Raw genomic sequence first — 17,626 nt, 5'->3', positions numbered from 1 at the left:
CATCGATCGGTGTGCGGTCGACAGACCGCGCCCGCCGACTGCCGAGGAGACGCATGAGCGCCGAGAACACGCCCCTGCTCGACCAGAACCTGTCCCACGTGGACCCGGAGATCGCGGCGGTCCTGGACGGGGAGCTCGCCCGCCAGCAGGGCACGCTCGAGATGATCGCGAGCGAGAACTTCGTCCCGCGCGCCGTCCTGCAGGCCCAGGGCTCCGTCCTCACCAACAAGTACGCCGAGGGCTACCCGGGCCGCCGCTACTACGGCGGCTGCGAGCAGGTCGACATCGCCGAGACCCTCGCGATCACCCGCGCCAAGGAGCTGTTCGGCTCCGAGCACGCGAACGTCCAGCCGCACTCCGGCGCGACCGCGAACGCGGCCGTGCTGCACGCCCTCGCCAACGCCGGCGACCGCATCCTGGGCCTCGAGCTCGCGCACGGCGGCCACCTGACGCACGGCATGAAGATCAACTTCTCCGGCAAGCTCTACGACGTCGGCGCGTACGGCGTGAACCCGGACACCTTCCTCATCGAGCCCGAGGCGATCCGCGAGGCCGCGCTCAAGCACCGCCCGCAGGTCATCATCGGCGGCTGGTCCGCGTACCCGCGGCACCTCGACTTCGCCGCGATGCGCGAGATCGCCGACGAGGTCGGCGCGAAGCTCTGGGTCGACATGGCGCACTTCGCCGGCCTGGTGGCCGCGGGCCTGCACCCGTCGCCCGTGCCGCACGCGGACGTCGTGTCGTCCACCGTGCACAAGACCATCGGTGGCCCCCGCTCCGGCTTCATCCTGAGCCGCGAGGAGTACGCCAAGAAGATCGACTCCGCCGTGTTCCCGGGCCAGCAGGGCGGCCCGCTCATGCACGTCATCGCCGCCAAGGCCGTGTCGTTCAAGATCGCGGGCGGCGAGGACTTCAAGGACCGGCAGCAGCGCACGATCGACGGCGCGCGGATCATCGCCGACCGCCTGGTCTCGCCCGAGGTCGCCGCCGCGGGCGTGTCCGTGCTGACCGGAGGCACCGACGTGCACCTGGTGCTCGTCGACCTGCGGAACTCGCAGCTCGACGGCCAGCAGGCCGAGGACCTCCTGCACGACGTCGGCATCACGGTGAACCGCAACGCGGTGCCGTTCGACCCGCGCCCCCCGCGCGTCACCTCCGGCCTGCGGATCGGCACCCCGGCGCTCGCGACCCGCGGCTTCGGCGACGCCGAGTTCACCGAGGTCGCCGACATCATCGCGACCGCGCTGACCGCCGGCGCGTCCGCCGACGTCGAGGGCCTGCGGGCGCGGGTGGCCAAGCTGGCCGACGCGTTCCCGCTGTACCCCGGCCTTCAGCAGTACTGATCGGGGCCGCGACATGACGGCGAAGACGCTCGACGGCAAGGCCACGGCCGCCGCGATCAAGGACGAGCTCACGGCGCGGGTGGCGGTGCTCGCGGAGCGCGGCATCACGCCCGGGCTCGGCACGCTGCTGGTGGGGGAGGACCCGGGCTCGGTGTCCTACGTCGCCGGCAAGCACCGGGACTGCGCGGAGGTCGGCATCGCCTCCATCCGCGAGGACCTGCCCGCCGACGCCTCGCAGGCGGACATCGAGGCCGCGGTGCAGCGGCTGAACGAGGACCCGGCGTGCACCGGTTTCATCGTGCAGCTGCCGCTGCCCCGGGGCATCGACACCAACCGGGTGCTCGAGCTCGTCGACCCCGACAAGGACGCCGACGGCCTGCACCCGACCAACCTGGGCCGCCTGGTGCTGCGGGTCAACGAGGAGATCGACTCCCCGCTGCCCTGCACGCCGCGCGGCATCATCGAGCTGCTGACCCGGCACGGGGTCGACCTGGCCGGCGCCGACGTCACGGTGATCGGCCGCGGCACGACGGTCGGACGGTCGATCGGGCTGCTGCTGACCCGGCGGGCCGTGAACGCGACGGTGACGCTCACGCACACCGGCACCGCCGACCTCGGCGAGCACACCCGGAACGCCGACGTGATCGTCGCCGCCGCGGGCGTGCCGGGGATCCTCACGGCCGACCTGGTGAAGCCGGGCGCCGTGGTGGTCGACGTGGGCGTGTCGCGGGTGGCCGACCCGGAGACGGGCAAGAGCCGCATCGCGGGCGACGTGGACGCCGGCGTGGCCGAGGTGGCCGCGTGGGTGAGCCCGAACCCGGGCGGTGTCGGGCCGATGACCCGCGCGATGCTGCTGGCCAACGTGGTGGAGTCCGCCGAGCGCCAGGCCTGACGCGCGCGGCGCGCCGCCGACGACGCCCGGGTCGCGCCGGTCCCCGTGGGGGCCGGCTGCGGCCCGGGCGTCGCGCTGCCCGGGGCGGTGCGACGTCGTGCGCGGGGGTGCGCGGGCGCCGTCAGCCTGCGGCGCGCGGCGTGAGGTCGCGGCGGGAGGTCGCGGCGCGCGGTGTGAGGTCGTCACAACGGGACGAGGTCGTCACTCGTTTCCGCCGATCTCGCGCGGATGTGACGACCTCATGCGTCGGCCGTCGAGGTCGGCGGTTGCGGCCACGGCGACCGGTGCGCAAGCGGCGACCTCGGGCGGAACCGCCGACCTCGCGTGGCTGCCGGGCTCGCGTGGCTGCCGGGCTCGCGCGGGCGCGGCGGAGCCCGGCGCGGGGTTCGCGCCGGCGCGGTCCGCGTCAGGCCGGCGGGGCCGTCGTCGTCGCCAGGATCGCGCCCGCGGTCGTCGCGTCGATGACGTCGGCCAGCGGGGCGTAGAGCCGGATCGCGTCGAGCGCGCGTGCGTGGCTCTCGTCGTCGGCGCCCGCGCACGCCTCGGCGACGACGCGCACGGCCACGCCGGCGTCCGCCGCGGGGAGGGCGGTCGAGAGCACGCAGCAGTCGGTCGAGACGCCGGCGAGCAGCATCGTGTCACCCGGGCGGACGTGCGCCGCGAGGTCCGAACCCCACTTGCCGAACGTGGTGGCCGTGACGACGGCGGCGTCCGCGGCGAGGTCGGCGAGCTCCGGGACGACGGCGTACGCCGGGGCGTCCTCGGGCTGCAGGGCGAACGGCCAGTCGGCGTAGTACGCGACCCAGGCGCCCTCGGGGTGCTCGGGCGCGACGAACCGGGTGAACACGGTGCGGTCGGCGCCCGCCCGCTCGGCCAGCGCGCGGACGACCGGCAGCGCCTCCGCGAACCGCGGCGCGGCCCACGGGCTGCCCGGCTCGGCGAACACGGGCTGCATGTCGATCACCACGAGCACGGCGCGGCCGGGCGTCGCACCGACGGCGCCGTCCGCTCCGACGGCGCCCTCCGCTCCGACGGCGTCGGTCGAGCCACCGCCGCCCGTCGAGCCGACTCCGCCCGCCGCTCCGACGGACCCGGTCGAGCCCATCGCGTCCCCCTCGCTCACCGCACGACCTCCGCCTCGGCGACGGTGCCCACCGACGGCGGCAGCGCCTCCTGGCGCCGCACCGCCCCGCGCCGCAGCAGCAGCGTCCCGAGGAACCCGACGGCCAGCGCCACCAGCACCCCGAGGTTCGCGTACGCCCAGGCGCCCGAGGTCCCGCCGAGCCCGACCGGCCCGAGCAGGTACCCCTGCCACGCGAGCCAGCCCGCGGACGCGTTCGTGACGAGCCCCCAACCGAGCACGGTGCCGACCGCGAGCAGCGTCAGCGGCACCCCGGCGGCCCGGCCGTACCGGCCGCGCGGGTCGAACAGGTCGAGGTCGTCGTAGTCGCGGCGGCGGAGCAGGACGTCGGCGATCATGATCCCCGCCCACGCCGCGATCGGGACGCCGAGCGTGATGAGGAAGCCCTGGAACACGCCGAAGAAGGTGTCGGAGCCGAACACGATGTAGATCGTGCCGAGCACCATGATCACGCCGTCGATCCCGGCGGCGACCGGGCGCGAGATCGGCAGCCCCGTCGACACGAGCGCGAGCCCGGACGAGTAGATGTCCAGCACCGCCCCGCCGATCAGCCCGAGCACCGCCACGACCGCGAACGGCACGAGGTACCAGGTCGGCAGGATGGTGGTGAGGGCGCCGATCGGGTCGTCGCTGATCGCCGCGCGCAGCTCCGGGTCCGAGCCCGCGAGCAGCAGGCCGAACAGCAGCAGCACCACGGGCGCCAGCGAGGCGCCGAACGTGGTCCAGCCGACGACGCCGCGGCCGGAGGTGTGCCGCGGCAGGTACCGGGAGTAGTCGGCGGCCATGTTGACCCAGCCCAGGCCGAACCCGGTCATCATGAACACGAGCGCGCCGATGAACGCCTGGGCGGTGCCGGAGGGCAGCGCGGTGACGGCGGCGGTGTCGATGTGGTCGAGGACCAGCAGCACGTACCCGACGGTGAGGACGGCGGTCACCACGGTGATGACGGTCTGCATCCGCATGATGAGGTCGAACCCGAAGACGCCGCCGGCGATGATGAGCGCCGCGACGACGACGAGCGCCACGACCTGCACCCCGGTGCCGCCGCCCCAGCCCAGCGCCTCGACGACGGTCGCGGTGGCCAGGGTGGCGAGCGCGGTGAGGATCGTCTCCCAGCCGACGGTGAGCAGCCAGGACAGCACGGCGGCGACCCGGTTGCCCTGCACGCCGAGCGCCGCGCGGGACAGCACCATCGTGGGCGCGGACCCGCGCTTGCCGGCGAGCGCGACGATCCCGCAGAGCAGGAACGAGAACACGATGCCGACGACGCTCGCGACGACGGCCTGGGTGAAGGACACCCCGAAGTCGAGCACCCACGCGCCGTAGGACAGGCCGAGCACGGACACGTTGGCGGCGAACCACGGCCAGAACAGCTGGCGCGGGGTGCCCTTGCGGTCGCGGTCGGCGATGACGTCGACGCCGGCGGACTCGACGGCCAGGGCGCGGCCGGGCGGCACGGCGCCGCCGGGCTCGGCGTCGGGGCCGGTCGCGGGGGCGGGGCCGGGCGCGGCGCCCGCCGGGGGAGGGACGGTCATGCGCCCATCCCACCACCGACGACGCCGCCGGTCACCCCCTGCGTGCGGGTCTGGGGACGACGCCGGGCGCGGCCGGGCTGAGACGATGGTCGGGTGTCCGGAGGAGGGGCCGTGGACGAGGTGCTCGCGGCGGTGCTCGGGCCGGGCGCGCGGACGACCGCCGCGCTCCCCGGCGCCGGGGGCGCGTCGGTGCGCGCCGTGATGGGTCCGCGCGGTGAGCCGCTGGTCGTGAAGACGGCGCCGGCGGGCGCGGCGCCGGACCTGCTGCGGGCGGCGCGCGCGCAGGAGTCGGCGCGGGCCGTCGGGGTGCCCGTCCCGCGCACCGTGGCCGCCCGGGTGGTGGTGGGGGTGCAGGTGCACGTCACCGAGCGGGTGGCCGGGCGCCGGTGGTGCGACGTGCACCCGCACGCGGGCGACGCCGCCCGCGGGGCGGTGCTGCGCGAGCTGGCGTCCGTCCTGGTGCGGCTGCGGACGGTCGAGCAGCCCGCGTTCGGGGAGCTCGGTGCCCGGGGCGGGTCGGAGCTGGGCGCGCTGCGGGCGCGGACCCGGGCGCGGGTCCCGGCCGGGTGGCGGTCGGACGCGGCCGAGCTCGTGCTCGACCGGTCCGGTCCGCTGTTCGACGGGGCCGCCGGCGCCGTCCTCGTCCACGGGGACCTGCACCACGCGAACGTGCTGGTGCGGCCCGCGGGGCCCGGGTGGCGGCTGGCCGCGGTGCTCGACTGGGACAGCGCGTGGGCCGGGCCGGCGGACGCCGACGCGGCGCGGGCGGCGTTCTGGGACGGCATGCCCGGGTCGCCCGGGGACGCCGACGAGCGGGCGGCGGTCCAGCAGCTGCTGTGGTGCCTCGAGTACCGGGACGCGGGCGGCCGGCACCGCGCGGACACCGCGCGGCTCGCGGCGCGGCTCGGGGTCCCGCTGTGACGGCGGGGGCCGCCGGCACGGTCGGCCGGCGGCCCCGGGCGGTGCGACGGGTCAGCGCGCCGCCCGCCGCCGGAACAGCCAGGCGGCCGTGAGCCGCGCGACCACGAGCAGCCCCGCGCACCACGCCACGGCGACGAGCGGCTGCCCGCCCGGGGCGCCGATCAGCCAGGCGCGCACCGTGTCGGTCACCGGCGTGACGGGCTGGTGGGTCGCGATCCACTCCAGGACCCGCGGCATCGACTCGGGCGGCACGAACGCGCTCGACACGTACGGCAGGAACATGATGGCGAAGGTGAACCCGTTGGCCGCCTCCGGGCCGGACGACACCATCCCGATGCAGACCGCGGTCCAGGTCAGCGCGAGGACGTAGAGCAGGACGAGGCCCGCGACGGCCAGCCACTCGCCGAGGCCGGCGGTGGGCCGGAACCCGGCGAGGTACGCGACACCGACGACGAGCGCGGTGGACACCGCGTTGCGGGCGACGGACTCGACGACGTGCCCGGTGAGCGCGGCGACCGGCCGCACGGGCAGGGTGCGGAACCGGTTCATCAGCCCGCCGGTCATGTCGGACGCCACGGACACGGCCGTGGTGGCGGCGCCGTACCCCGCGCACAGCAGGACGATCCCGGGGACGACGTAGTCGACGTAGGCGGGCTGCCCGGTCCGGATCGCGCCGCCGAACACGTAGACGAACAGCAGCATGAGGATCACCGGCAGCGCGATGCCCATGATCAGCGTGTCGGGCGTGCGCAGCGACCGGCGCAGGCTGCGCCCGATCATCGCGGCGGTGTCCTGCAGGGCCCAGCCGCCGGTCGGCGGGCGGGTCGTCGCGCGCGCGGGCGCGAGGGCGGTGGCGGTCACGAGGCCTCCCGGTCGAGCAGGCCCGCGTCGGCGGCCGGCGCGGCGTCCGCGGCGCGGCCGGTGAGGGTGAGGAAGACGTCGTCGAGCGTGGGCACGGCGACCCGCCAGGACGCGACGGGCAGCCGGCGCAGCTCGACGTCGGCGAGGATGCGGCGCACGTCCGGCACGGAGGCGTCGGTCGCGACCCGCTCGGTCCGGCCGTCGGCGAGCTGCAGCTCGACGTGCGCGGCGCCGACCCCGCGCTTGAGCTCGGCCGCGGTGCCCTGCGCGATGACCCGGCCGTGGTCGAGGACCGCGATCCGGTCGGCGAGGGCGTCGGCCTCGTCCAGGTACTGGGTGGTGAGCAGGACCGTGGCGCCCCCGGCGACGACGTCGCGGATGACCGCCCACAGGTCGGAGCGGCTGCGCGGGTCGAGCCCGGTCGTGGGCTCGTCGAGGAACAGCACGGCGGGCCGGGTCAGCAGCCCGACGGCGAGGTCGAGCCGGCGGCGCATCCCGCCGGAGTACGTGCGGACGAGCCGGTCGGCGGCGCCCTCGAGGTCGAACAGCCCGAGCAGCTCGTCCCCGCGGGCGCGCCCGGCGGAGCGGGGGAGGTGGGCGAGCCGGGCCATCAGCCGGAGGTTCTCCCGGCCGGTCAGCAGCTCGTCCACCGCCGCGTACTGGCCGGTCAGGCTGATCGCCGCGCGCACCCGGTCGGGCTCCCGCACGACGTCGTGCCCGGCGACGGCCGCCGTGCCGCCGTCGGGGCGCAGCAGCGTGCTGAGGATCTCGACGGTCGTGGTCTTGCCGGCGCCGTTCGGCCCGAGCAGCGCGAGCACCTGGCCCTGCGGGACCGCGAGGTCGACTCCGGTGAGCACGGTGGTCGACCCGAACGCCTTGCGCAGCGCGCGGGTCTCGATCATCGGGGTGTCCATCGCCGGCTCCTTTCTGTCTATGTCGTACACGGATGATGCGGTGTGTATGTTGTACACAGTTGTCCCGCCGACGGTCAAGGAGTCCGATGCAGCCCGACGACGCGCCGCCTGACGCACCCGAGGACGCCGCCGCGCGCAAGCACGCCGAGGCGCTGCGCCGCGACCGCGAGAAGGCCGCCCGCGCCGCGCAGAAGGAGGCCGCCCGGGCGGAGAAGGACCGGGAGCGCGCCCGCCGGGACGCGGAGAAGGCCCGGCGCGACCGGGACCGCGCCGCCCGCGCGGCCGAGAAGGAGACCGAGCGGCTGCGCGCCGAGCAGGAGCGCGCGGTGCGGGAGGTCGAGCGCGAGGCCGACCGCGCCGAGCGCGAGGCGCAGCGGGCGGCGCTGGACGCGGACCTCGCGGCGCAGCGGGCGGCCCGCCAGGTCGAGCGGGCGCGGCTGCGGGCGGAGGCGGCCCGCGAGCCGGGCGACGAGGAGGGGGCCGCGGACCTCCCGCCCGGCCTGGCCGTGCTGTGGCGGGCCGCGCCGGTGGGTCGCCGCGGGCCCAGGCCCGGGCTGACGCTCGCCGGGATCGCGGACGCGGCGATCGCGCTGGCCGACGCGGACGGCCTCGCAGCGGTGTCGATGGCGCGGGTCGCCGAGCGGCTCGGCGTGACGACGATGGCGCTCTACCGGTACGTGTCGAGCAAGGACGACCTGCTGGCGGTGATGCTCGACGCGGCCCTGGCGGAGGCGGTCGACGCGGCCGGACCGGGTGACGCGCCCCCGGTCGTCCCCGACGGCACCCCCGCCTGGCGCGCCGCGCTCGAGCGCTGGTGCCACGACCAGCTCGAGCTGGCCCGCCGGCACCCGTGGGCGGTCCAGACGCCCGCGGCCGCCGCGCTGCCGGGCCCGGCCCGCGTCGCCTTCCTCGAGCGCGGGCTGCGCGCCCTCGACGGCACCGCGCTGACCTGGCCGGAGCGGACCGCGGTCGTCGGGCGGCTGTCGCTGCACCTGCTCGCGGAGGGCCAGGTGGTGGCGGCCGAGGCGCAGGCCGCGCGGGCGTCCGGGGCGGCGGGGCGGGACGACGGCGGGTCCGGGGACGGCCCGGGCGGCGCGGGTCCGGCCGCGCACCCCGCGCTGGTGGACTACGCCGCGCTGCTCCGCGCGGTGACGGACCCCGCGGTGCACCCGGTGCTGGCGCAGGCGCTCGACGCGGGGGCGTTCGACGACGACGCGGTCGCGGAGGACGACGACGGGCGCCCGGACTGGGGGCTGCGGCTGGTGCTCGACGGCGTGGCCGCGGTGGTCGCGCGGGCGGAGGCGCGCGAGGCGGCGCGGGCCGCGGTGCGGAGAGGCGGGGACGGCTGACCCCCGGTGCCGCCGGCGGGGTCCGTGCGTGTCGGTGGCATGGGGTTGGATGGTCCGCGTGCTGACGGTAGCGAGTGTCAACGTGAACGGGATCCGGGCCGCCTTCAAGCGGGGCATGGCCGACTGGGTCGAGGCCCGCCGGCCGGACGTCCTGCTGCTGCAGGAGGTGCGCGCCTCGGACGAGATCCTGGGCGACCACCTGTCCGCGGCGGACTGGCACCTGGCCCACGAGGCCAGCGAGACCAAGGGGCGCGCGGGCGTCGCGATCGCCTCCCGGCTGCCGATGCGCGCGGTCCGGATCGGGATCGGCACGGGCGTGCCCGCGGACAGCGGCCGCTGGGTGGAGGCGGACCTCGAGCTGCCGGCCGCCGACGGCGCCGGGCCGCGGGTGCTCACCGTCGTGTCCGCGTACGTGCACTCCGGCCAGGCCGGCACCCCGAAGATGGACGAGAAGTTCGCGTTCCTCGACGTCATGACCAAGCGGCTCGCCGAGCTCGCGGGGGAGGGCGCGGACGTGGTCGTCGCGGGGGACCTCAACATCGCGCACCGCGAGGTCGACATCAAGAACTGGCGCGGCAACCGCAAGGCCGCGGGCTTCCTGCCCGAGGAGCGCGCGTACCTGGACACCTGGTTCGACGAGCAGGGCTGGCGCGACCTCGGCCGCGAGCACGGCGGCGAGGGCCCCGGCCCGTACACCTGGTGGTCGTGGCGCGGGCAGGCGTTCGACAACGACTCCGGCTGGCGGATCGACTACCAGCTGGCGACGCCGTCGCTCGCGGAGCGCGCCCGGACGGTGGAGATCGACCGGGCCGCGACGTACGACGCGCGGTTCAGCGACCACGCCCCGGTGGTCGTCACCTACGACGTCTGACCGGCGCGGGCGCGGCGGCCCGCGGCCTCAGCCGCCGTGCGCCGCCTCCCACGCCTCCGCCGGCGACCCCGGCCGCCCGCCGTGCATCGACACGACGGTCCCGGTCGCGTCGGCGGTGAGGTAGGCGTCGTAGTACTCGTCGCTGACCCAGAGGTGGAACTCCACCGGGGTGGCGACCGCCACGTCGGTCGCCCGCCGCACGAGCACGGACGGCCCGCCGGGCGCGGTGATCCCGGTGAGCTCCGGCACCTGGGCCACGAGCGGCTCGACCAGCGACCAGTCGACGGTCGTGACGTCGAACAGCTCGTCCGGGAGGTCCTCGGGCTCCGGCTGGATCGGCGCGGCGCCGTCGCGGGTCGCCTCGCCGCCCCGCCAGGTGTACCGGTCGGTGGTCGGCTCGCCCGGCGCGGTGAGCCCCTCGGCCACGATGTAGTCGCCGTAGATCCCGACCTCGGTGAACTGCGAGCCACCCGCCACCGCCACCAGGTCGTCGATCGCCGGGCGGGTGTGCGCGGCGCTGAACAGGTCGACCGCCGGGGCGGGCTCCTCCCCGTCACCGGTCGCCGGTCCGACGCCCGCGGCCGCGGCCGCCTCGGCCTGCACCTCCGCCAGCGGCGTGCCCTGCACCAGCGCGAGCGCCTCGTCGCGGACCGGCCAGACCCGCGCGCCGAACCCGACCAGCGCGAGGACGAGGAACAGCACGGCCGGGACCCGGACGAGCCCGCGGCGGTCGCGGCCGCGCGCGGGTCCGGCGTCCCAGACCGGCGCCTCGGGCAGGTCGCGCACGTGGGTGTCGCGGTCGGCGATGTCCTGCCAGTCCGCGGGCGCCGGGTCCAGCAGCGCGACGTCCGGCCGCTCGGCGTCGAGCTGCGCGACCACCACGACGGCGCCGCGCTGCAGCCCGGGCAGTCGCCCGAGGTTGACGATGCTCCGGGTGGTGGTCGTGTAGGCGGGCCGGGTGCGGGAGGCGACGACGAGCCGGATCTCGCACAGCGGCTGGTCGTTGATCGAGGTGCCCGTGGCCCGGGTCTCGAGCACCTTGGCCAGGCTGACCCGGTTCTCGCGGACCGCGGCGTCGACGTCCTGCGGCCGGGCCTGCCGCGCGCCGGCGAACGTGCGCCCGATCGACACCAGGATCATCAGCGGCACCATGACGCCGAGGGAGACGCCGAACGCCCACTCCCACCCGGCGTCCAGGTCGGCGACCCGGAGGACGACCGAGGCGACGAAGAACCCGATGACGGCGGACAGCAGCAGGCGGATCACGACCCCACTCTGCCCAAGGTGCCCGAAGCAACTCAAACCGGGCGTGTCGCTGACGTGCGGGAACGCGTCACTCCGGGGTCGGCGCGCCCGGCAGCTCGCGCATCCGCAGCAGCGGCGAGAACAGCACGGGCAGCGCGGCGACGACCGCCCCGGCGGCGCCGACCCAGAGCGTCGGGGTCGCGCCGAAGGTGTGCCCGAGCCAGCCGCCGAGCAGTCCGCCGATCGGCGTGGTGCCCCACACGATGAACCGCACGGAGGCGTTCATCCGGCCGAGCAGCGGCGGCGGGCACACCCGCTGCCGGAAGCTGACCTGGGCGACGTTGTAGACCACGACGGCGAAGAAGAACAGCGCGCCCCCGACGATGAGCGTGGCCTGCGGCGGGAACGGCAGCACCGCCGCGAGCGGCGTGAGCGCGGCGGCCGGCGCGAAGGCGAGCGCGGACAGCGGGATGACCCGGCCCTCGCCGAACCAGCGCACCAGCCGGTCGGAGCTGACCGCCCCCAGCAGGCCGCCGACGGCCGAGGCCGACAGCACGGTGCCGTACGCGGCCTCGTCGAGCCCGAGGGTGCGCAGCGCGAAGATCACCGTGACGGCGCCCGCCGCGGCGGTGAACAGGTTGCCGATCGCCGTGCAGGCGACGATCCGGCGCAGGAGCGGCTGCCGCACGACGAACCCCAGGCCCTCGGCGATCTCGTCCTTGAGCGGCCGCCGGTGCTCGCGGGGCGGCAGGTCCTCGACCTTCCGGATCCGGGACAGCGCGAGCGCGGACACGAGGTAGGTCACGACGTTGACCGCGAGCAGCGCCGGCGCGACCACCACCCGGAGCAGCGCGCCGCCGAGCGCGGGCCCGGCGACGCCGGCGACCGACTGGGTGGCCTGGAGCTTCGCGTTGCCCTCGCCGATGTGGGCGAGGCCGACCAGCCCGGGGACGTACGACTGGTGCGCGACGTCGAAGAACACGGTCGCGACGCTCATCACCAGCGCCCCGGCGTACAGCACCGCCATGGAGGCGTGCCCGGTGAGCGCGAGGACCACGACGACCGAGAGCGCCGCGGCCCGGACCAGGTCGGCCGCGATGAGCACCCGCCGCTTCCGCATCCGGTCCACCCAGGCGCCCGTCGGGAGGCCGATCACCAGGAACGCGGCGGTCTCGGCCGCGGTGAGCAGGCCCATCTGCCACTCGGTCGCGGCCAGGTCCCGCACGGCGAGGACGGGCAGGGCGATGCTGGTCAGCTGGAAGCCGAGCTGGCCGAACGCGTCGCCCACCCACAGCCGGCGGAAGTCCGGGTGCCGGGCGAGCGAGCGCCGCTTGCCGGGTGGGTCCGGCTCGGTCGGCGCGGCGGCGCCGAGCGGCGGGCCGGCGGGCGTGGGGGTCGACATGGCACCAGGGTGGCGCCACTGATTGGGAGAAGTCAATCAGTGGGTAGGATCGGCCGCATGGCACCAGCCCCCGACGCCGAGCCGGACTCCGCGACGGACCCCGCCGACCTCGACGCCGACGCCCGCGCCCTCGCCTCGACCGTCCGGCTGCGCATCCTGCGGCTCTGCCTCGACGAGCCGCTGACCAACCGCGAGATCGCCGACCGGCTGGCCAAGAACCCCGCCACCGTGCTGCACCACGTCCGCACCCTCGTGGACCGGGGCTTCCTCGCCGCCGACCCGGTCCGCCGCGGCGCGCGCGGCTCCCGCGAGGTGCCGTACCGGGCGACCCGGAAGTCGTGGCGCGCGCCCGACTTCCCGGGAAAGTGGCAGCTCATGCTGTCCACGTTCCTCGAGGAGGTGGCCGAGGCCGACCCCGAGTCGGTGCGGATGACCCGGCTCGGGGTCCGGCTCGGCGCGGCCGAGCACGACGAGCTCATGTCCCGGGTGGACGCGTTCTTCGGCGAGCTCGCCGCGCGCCGGCCGTCCGCCGACGGGCGGCCGTACTCCATCCTGTTCGCGCTGCACGAGGACGCCGGCCGGCTCCCGCGCGGGTAGCCCCGCGCCCGGAGCCCGGCGCGGGTCAGTACCGGATCGCGTCGATCACCTTGACCCGCACCGCCCAGACGGCGGGCAGCAGCCCGGCGAGCGCGCCGACGCCCGCCGCGCAGGCGAGGCCCGTGAGCGCTGCCGACAGCGGGAACGCCGGGCGGTCCTGCAGCACGGTCCCGAACATCCGGTCGACCGGCAGCAGGTCCAGCGCGACGACGGCCAGCGCGACCCCGACGGCGCCCGCGACCAGCGTCGCGACCACGGACTCGAGCAGCACCCCGAAGAACACCCGGCCCGACGTCGCCCCGAACGACCGGCGGATGCCGATCTCCCGGATCCGCTGCCGCACGGTGACCAGCGCGATGTTGAGCAGCCCGAGGCCGCCGAGCAGCAGGGCGAACCCGCTGACCGCGAGCACGACCCAGCGCGAGGCCGCGTCCAGCACCGCCGGGCTGCCCTCCGAGGTGTAGGCGTCGACCTGGAAGCCGGGCAGCGCCGCGGTCAGGTCGGCCGTCACCCGCTCGCGCAGGGCGTCGACGTCGGCGGGCGGCACCCAGAGCTCCAGGGTCGGCGGCTGCGTCCCCTGGCCCCACGGGTCGACCGCGAGCCCCCACCGGTCGGCCTGGTCGATCAGCACCGTGTACGCGGGCTGCTCGCCGGAGTACTGGTCCGGCACCACCCCGATCACCTCGGCCGTCACGGGCTGCTGGCCCTGCAGCACCACGGTGGGGCGGCCGGACAGGTCCTCGGCGCCGAGCGCGGCGAGGAACGCCTCGTTGACCACGAGGGTCGGCGCGAGCCGCTCGGCGTCGCCCGGCGCGAAGTACCGGCCCTGCAGCGGCGCGATGCGGTGGATGATCCCGTACGCGGGGTCGACCATCTGGCCGTTGAGCACCTGCGCGCCGCCCGGCAGCTCGGCCGCGACCTGGCCCCAGGTCGTGCGCGAGGCGTAGGTGACCGCGTACCGGTCGACGACGTCGAGCATCGCCGCGGAGGCGGCCGCGCCGTCGCCGGAGCCGGTCACCGGCCACGCGGTCACGCTGATCGTGGTGTCCCGGCCGTTCCACCGCTCGGTCTGCTCCCGCATCGCCTGGCCGAGCATGTCGACCGCGGCGGTGACGCCGGTGATCGCGGTGACCGCGGCCGCGACGCCGATCAGCGACAGCAGGACCCGCAGCTTGTGCACCCGCAGCTCGTCCCAGGCCTCGACGAGCGCGCCGGCGATCCCGGTCACGCGGCACCGCCGGGGAGCGCGCGCGCGGCCTCGGCGGTCGCGCCGAGCGTGGGGACGTCGCCCACCCACTCGGCGAGCGAGCCCGGCCGGTCGGGCGCCACCAGGGTCACCGGGACGAGCACGCCGTCCGCCAGCCGGTAGTGCCGGCTCGACCGCGCGGCGACCGCGAGGTCGTGCGTGATCGTGACCAGCGCCGCGCCGGACTCGCGCGCGATGTCGTCGAGCAGCGTCATCACCGCGCCGCCGGTGTCGACGTCGAGCGCGCCCGTCGGCTCGTCGGCGAGGATCACCCGCGGCCGGCGGACCAGGGCCCGGGCGATCGCGACGCGCTGCTGCTCGCCGCCCGACAGCTTGTCGGGCATGTCCTCCAGCCGGTCGCCCAGCCCCACGCGCTCCAGCATCTCGGCCGCGAGCCGGTTCCGGGACCAGAACTGCCGGCCCCGGGCGTACAGCAGGGGCGCGGCGACGTTCTCCAGGACCGTGCGCCCGGTCAGCAGGTTGAACTGCTGGAACACGAAGCCGAACGACGCGCCGCGGAGCCGCGCCCGCCGGCGGCCGGACAGCCGCCGCGTCGAGGTGCCGTCGAGCAGGTACTCGCCCTCGGTGGGCGAGTCGAGCAGCCCCAGGAGGTTGAGCAGCGTCGACTTGCCGGTGCCGGAGCGCCCGACGACGGCGACGTGCTCGCCCGCGTCCACGCTGAGCGTGACGCCGCGCAGGATGTGCAGCACCCGGTCGTCGGCCAGGCGCACGGACCGGGTGACGTCCGTCAGCTCGAGGAGGCTCATCCGCCGCACACGCCCGGGTCGGCGGTGGCGGGGTCGGTGCAGTCGACGTCGGTCAGGTTCGACACCGGGGCGTACTCGAGGACGGTGTCGCCCTCGGCCAGCCCCTCGGCGATCTGCACCTGCTTGCCGTCGGTGAGGCCCAGGACCACGGCGCGCTGCTCGCTCGCGCCGTCGGCGCCGACCACCCACACGTTGCCGTTCTGCACGGAGCCCTGCACGGCGGTCACCGGCACGACGAGCGCGCCCTCGGCGGTGCCGTTGACGATCTCGATGTCCGCGCCGAGGCCCGGGAACGCGGTGACCTCGGCCGGCACGGCGCAGGACACGGTGCCGGAGGCCGAGGCGGTGGCGTCGGCCTCCGGGTCGGCCGGGTCGTCCTGCGCGGCGGCGCCGATCCGCAGGCCGGTGCACGTGAACGGCGCCGGGCCGCCCTTGAGCGTGACGGTCGCCTCGCCCGGGGCGTCGATCAGCCGGTACTGCTGGTCCGGGGTCAGCGTGCCCTGCACGGACAGCGAGCCGGGGGTGACGGTGCCGACGGAGTCGCCGACGGAGACGACCTGGTCCTTCAGCACCGACAGCCGCAGCGTGCCGGCCGTCCCGGCGAGCACCGTCTGCCGGGTGACCTTCGGCTTGTTCTCGGTCACCGTCTGCATCCCGGTCTCCGGGTCCGTGGTCACCGTGGGGTCGACCGGGGTCTCGGCGCGCAGCTCGAGCACGGGGGTGTCCGCGGCGACCGCCTGGCCCTCCTCGGCGAGCAGGCGGTGCACGGTGCCCGCGAGCGTGGCCCGCACGGGCCTCGGCGGGTCTGCGACGACCGACGCCGACACGGTGACGGCGTTGGTGATCGTGCCGGTGGCGACCTGCACCTGCGGCTCGGTCACCTGCGCGGACGGCTGCAGCGGGTCCTCCGCCGCGGTGACCCGGTCGGCGCCCGCGAAGGCGATCTTCGCGAGCGCGACGGCGATGACCGCCCACAGGACGATGCGGATCGCGGGGAACACGATCCGGCGTGTGACGCCCACGGCGCCTCCTCGGGTCCGGGCGCGCGGTCCGGTGCGCCGCGCGCTATCTCGCGACGAACGCTACCGCGCGAAGCGGACTACCGGGCGCGATTCGGCGGTCGACTTCCCCCGGGGGACGAACCGGGCGCGCGCGCCCGCGCGGGTGCGGGCGCCCGGGACGCCGAGATCGGTGCTTCCGCCCGAGATCGGTGGTTCTGAGCACCGATCTCGGCGAGAAGCACCGATCTCGACGGGGGCGGAGTAGCCCCGCCGTCGGGTCAGGCCGCCGGGGCGCTCGCGGTCGCCACCAGGAACGCCGGCGCGTGCAGGCCCTCGGCCGCGAACGCCGCCGCCACCGCCGCCGCCACCGCGTCGACCGCGTCGGCGCGCACCAGCGCGATCGCCGAGCCGCCGAACCCGCCGCCGGTCATCCGGGCGCCGAGCGCACCGGCCTCCCGCGCGGACTCGACCGCGACGTCGAGCTCGCGGCAGGACACCTCGTAGTCGTCGCGCAGCGAGGCGTGCGAGGCGTCCATCGCGGCGCCGACCTCCTCGACGCGGTCGTCGTCCAGCAGCCCGACGAACTCCTCGACCCGCGCGATCTCGGTCACGACGTGCCGGACCCGGCGGACCAGCTCCTCGACCTCGTCGCGGCCCTCGCCGACCGGGCCGGTGCCGTGCGCGAGCGCGGCCAGCGCGTCCCCGAGCCCGTCCAGGTCGATCTCCCGCAGGGTCGCGATCCCGAGGCGGGACGCCGCCTCCTCGCACGCGGCGCGGCGGGCGGCGTACTGCCCGTCGACCAGCGCGTGCTCGGCCTTGGTATCGATGACGAGCAGCGCGAGGTCGTGCGCGGACAGGTCGAACGGCACCTGCCGGGTCGACCCGTCGCGGCAGTCGAGCAGCAGGGCGTGCCCGGCCTCGGCGCGGAGCGACACCGCCTGGTCCATGCCGCCGGTGCTGGCGCCGGCGATCTCGTTCTCGGCGCGGATGCAGGCGTCCGCCAGCGCGGCGCGCCCGGCGTCGTCCGGCTCGTCGGCGGTGCCGGCGAGCCCGAGCCCGTGCAGCGCGTCGAGCGCGACGGCCGCGGCGCACTCGAGCGCCGCCGACGAGGACAGGCCCGCGCCGTAGGGCACGCACGAGTCGACGGCGATGTCGAAGCCGCCGACCTCGTGGCCGGCCTCGCGCAGCGCCCAGGCGACGCCCACGACGTACGCCGGCCAGCCGCTCACGGCGCCGGGCGCGACCTCGGACAGCGCGACCTCGCGGACGCCGGTGCTCTCCTGCGCCGACACCAGCCGCACGGTGTCGCCGTCGGTGCGGCGCACGGCGACGTACGTGCGGTGGGGGAGCGCGAACGGCAGGCAGAGCCCGCCGTTGTAGTCGGTGTGCTCGCCGATGAGGTTGACCCGGCCCGGCGCGGACCAGGTGCCGTCGGGCTCGGCGCCGAACCGGTCGGCGAACAGCGCGCGCACGCGCTCGGCCCCCGCGGCGGGCTCCCAGGCCTCGACCCACACCGGGGTGTCCTCGTGCTGCTGCTCCAT

Annotated in this window: 16 protein-coding genes; 6 read left to right on the top strand and 10 right to left on the bottom strand. The window is 76.3% G+C overall.

Features of this window, described 5'->3' with window-relative positions:
- Positions 1-53 precede the first annotated feature (53 nt).
- Positions 54-1,343, top strand: a complete 1,290-nt coding sequence (gene glyA / locus VER05_RS04920) for a serine hydroxymethyltransferase (RefSeq protein WP_324844277.1) — start codon at positions 54-56, stop codon at positions 1,341-1,343.
- 13 nt (positions 1,344-1,356) lie between these two features.
- Positions 1,357-2,235 (top strand): bifunctional methylenetetrahydrofolate dehydrogenase/methenyltetrahydrofolate cyclohydrolase, encoded by an 879-nt coding sequence (locus VER05_RS04915; RefSeq protein WP_324844276.1) that lies wholly within the window; start codon positions 1,357-1,359, stop codon positions 2,233-2,235.
- Between the two features lie 406 nt (positions 2,236-2,641).
- Here VER05_RS04915 and VER05_RS04910 read toward each other — a convergent pair whose 3' ends face one another.
- Entirely contained in the window at positions 2,642-3,358 is a 717-nt protein-coding gene (locus tag VER05_RS04910; protein WP_324844275.1) for a cysteine hydrolase family protein, read from the bottom strand.
- The gene (locus VER05_RS04905; RefSeq protein WP_324844274.1) at positions 3,355-4,911 is read right to left on the bottom strand and encodes a purine-cytosine permease family protein; all 1,557 of its coding nucleotides are present in this window, start codon (positions 4,909-4,911) and stop codon (positions 3,355-3,357) included. The genes VER05_RS04910 and VER05_RS04905 overlap by 4 nt, the downstream gene beginning before the upstream one ends.
- 111 nt (positions 4,912-5,022) lie before the next feature.
- On the opposite strand from VER05_RS04905, the gene VER05_RS04900 reads away from it, so the two are divergent.
- Positions 5,023-5,832, top strand: a complete 810-nt coding sequence (locus VER05_RS04900) for a phosphotransferase family protein (RefSeq protein ID WP_324844273.1) — start codon at positions 5,023-5,025, stop codon at positions 5,830-5,832.
- A 51-nt stretch (positions 5,833-5,883) separates the two neighbouring features.
- On the opposite strand, the gene VER05_RS04895 is transcribed toward VER05_RS04900, so the two are convergent.
- Both VER05_RS04895 and VER05_RS04890 read right to left on the bottom strand, forming a co-directional pair.
- A complete protein-coding gene (locus VER05_RS04895; RefSeq protein ID WP_324844272.1) occupies positions 5,884-6,693 on the bottom strand; it encodes an ABC transporter permease in 810 nt (269 codons plus the stop codon).
- Positions 6,690-7,607 (bottom strand): ATP-binding cassette domain-containing protein, encoded by a 918-nt coding sequence (locus VER05_RS04890; RefSeq protein ID WP_324844271.1) that lies wholly within the window; start codon positions 7,605-7,607, stop codon positions 6,690-6,692. Before VER05_RS04890 ends, VER05_RS04895 begins: the two co-directional genes overlap by 4 nt.
- Positions 7,608-7,693: 86 nt before the next feature.
- Here VER05_RS04890 and VER05_RS04885 point away from each other — a divergent pair, with 86 nt between their 5' ends.
- Together VER05_RS04885 and VER05_RS04880 are read left to right on the top strand one after the other, a co-directional pair.
- On the top strand, positions 7,694-8,956 hold the full coding sequence (locus VER05_RS04885) for a helix-turn-helix domain-containing protein (RefSeq protein ID WP_324844270.1): 1,263 nt from the start codon (positions 7,694-7,696) through the stop codon (positions 8,954-8,956).
- Between the two features lie 58 nt (positions 8,957-9,014).
- Positions 9,015-9,827, top strand: coding sequence for an exodeoxyribonuclease III (locus tag VER05_RS04880; RefSeq protein ID WP_324844269.1), 813 nt, complete (start codon positions 9,015-9,017; stop codon positions 9,825-9,827).
- A 27-nt stretch (positions 9,828-9,854) separates the two neighbouring features.
- Here VER05_RS04880 and VER05_RS04875 read toward each other — a convergent pair whose 3' ends face one another.
- Together VER05_RS04875 and VER05_RS04870 are read right to left on the bottom strand one after the other, a co-directional pair.
- Complete coding sequence (locus VER05_RS04875) at positions 9,855-11,093, bottom strand: hypothetical protein (protein ID WP_324844268.1); 1,239 nt, start codon at positions 11,091-11,093, stop codon at positions 9,855-9,857.
- Positions 11,094-11,160: 67 nt separating this feature from the next.
- On the bottom strand, positions 11,161-12,474 hold the full coding sequence (locus VER05_RS04870; protein ID WP_324844267.1) for an MFS transporter: 1,314 nt from the start codon (positions 12,472-12,474) through the stop codon (positions 11,161-11,163).
- A 57-nt stretch (positions 12,475-12,531) separates the two neighbouring features.
- On the opposite strand from VER05_RS04870, the gene VER05_RS04865 reads away from it, so the two are divergent.
- Positions 12,532-13,071, top strand: coding sequence for a winged helix-turn-helix domain-containing protein (locus tag VER05_RS04865; RefSeq protein WP_324844266.1), 540 nt, complete (start codon positions 12,532-12,534; stop codon positions 13,069-13,071).
- Between the two features lie 25 nt (positions 13,072-13,096).
- Here VER05_RS04865 and VER05_RS04860 read toward each other — a convergent pair whose 3' ends face one another.
- The 4 genes from VER05_RS04860 to galK form a co-directional block, all read right to left on the bottom strand.
- Positions 13,097-14,299, bottom strand: a complete 1,203-nt coding sequence (locus tag VER05_RS04860) for an ABC transporter permease (protein WP_324844265.1) — start codon at positions 14,297-14,299, stop codon at positions 13,097-13,099.
- On the bottom strand, positions 14,296-15,084 hold the full coding sequence (locus tag VER05_RS04855) for an ABC transporter ATP-binding protein (protein ID WP_324844264.1): 789 nt from the start codon (positions 15,082-15,084) through the stop codon (positions 14,296-14,298). Before VER05_RS04855 ends, VER05_RS04860 begins: the two co-directional genes overlap by 4 nt.
- The gene (locus VER05_RS04850; protein ID WP_324844263.1) at positions 15,081-16,106 is read right to left on the bottom strand and encodes a secretion protein HlyD; all 1,026 of its coding nucleotides are present in this window, start codon (positions 16,104-16,106) and stop codon (positions 15,081-15,083) included. The genes VER05_RS04855 and VER05_RS04850 overlap by 4 nt, the downstream gene beginning before the upstream one ends.
- 257 nt (positions 16,107-16,363) lie before the next feature.
- Positions 16,364-17,626: a galactokinase gene (gene galK / locus VER05_RS04845; protein WP_324844262.1), complete on the bottom strand. Its 1,263-nt coding sequence runs from the start codon at positions 17,624-17,626 to the stop codon at positions 16,364-16,366.

This window comes from Cellulomonas sp. (assembly GCF_035634735.1).
Classification (GTDB): domain Bacteria; phylum Actinomycetota; class Actinomycetes; order Actinomycetales; family Cellulomonadaceae; genus Cellulomonas.
The sequence above is the reverse complement of the archived record's forward strand: the minus strand, read 5'-3'. Positions and strand labels throughout refer to the sequence as shown.

Excerpts from the sequence above, each read along its gene's own strand:
- glyA (WP_324844277.1), top strand. The coding sequence starts at position 54 with ATGAGCGCCGAGAACACGCCCCTGCTCGACCAGAACCTGTCCCACGTG.
- VER05_RS04915 (WP_324844276.1), top strand. The coding sequence starts at position 1,357 with ATGACGGCGAAGACGCTCGACGGCAAGGCCACGGCCGCCGCGATCAAG.
- VER05_RS04905 (WP_324844274.1), bottom strand. The coding sequence starts at position 4,911 with ATGACCGTCCCTCCCCCGGCGGGCGCCGCGCCCGGCCCCGCCCCCGCG.
- VER05_RS04890 (WP_324844271.1), bottom strand. The coding sequence starts at position 7,607 with ATGGACACCCCGATGATCGAGACCCGCGCGCTGCGCAAGGCGTTCGGG.
- VER05_RS04885 (WP_324844270.1), top strand. The coding sequence starts at position 7,694 with ATGCAGCCCGACGACGCGCCGCCTGACGCACCCGAGGACGCCGCCGCG.
- VER05_RS04870 (WP_324844267.1), bottom strand. The coding sequence starts at position 12,474 with ATGTCGACCCCCACGCCCGCCGGCCCGCCGCTCGGCGCCGCCGCGCCG.
- VER05_RS04865 (WP_324844266.1), top strand. The coding sequence starts at position 12,532 with ATGGCACCAGCCCCCGACGCCGAGCCGGACTCCGCGACGGACCCCGCC.
- VER05_RS04855 (WP_324844264.1), bottom strand. The coding sequence starts at position 15,084 with ATGAGCCTCCTCGAGCTGACGGACGTCACCCGGTCCGTGCGCCTGGCC.
- galK (WP_324844262.1), bottom strand. The coding sequence starts at position 17,626 with ATGGAGCAGCAGCACGAGGACACCCCGGTGTGGGTCGAGGCCTGGGAG.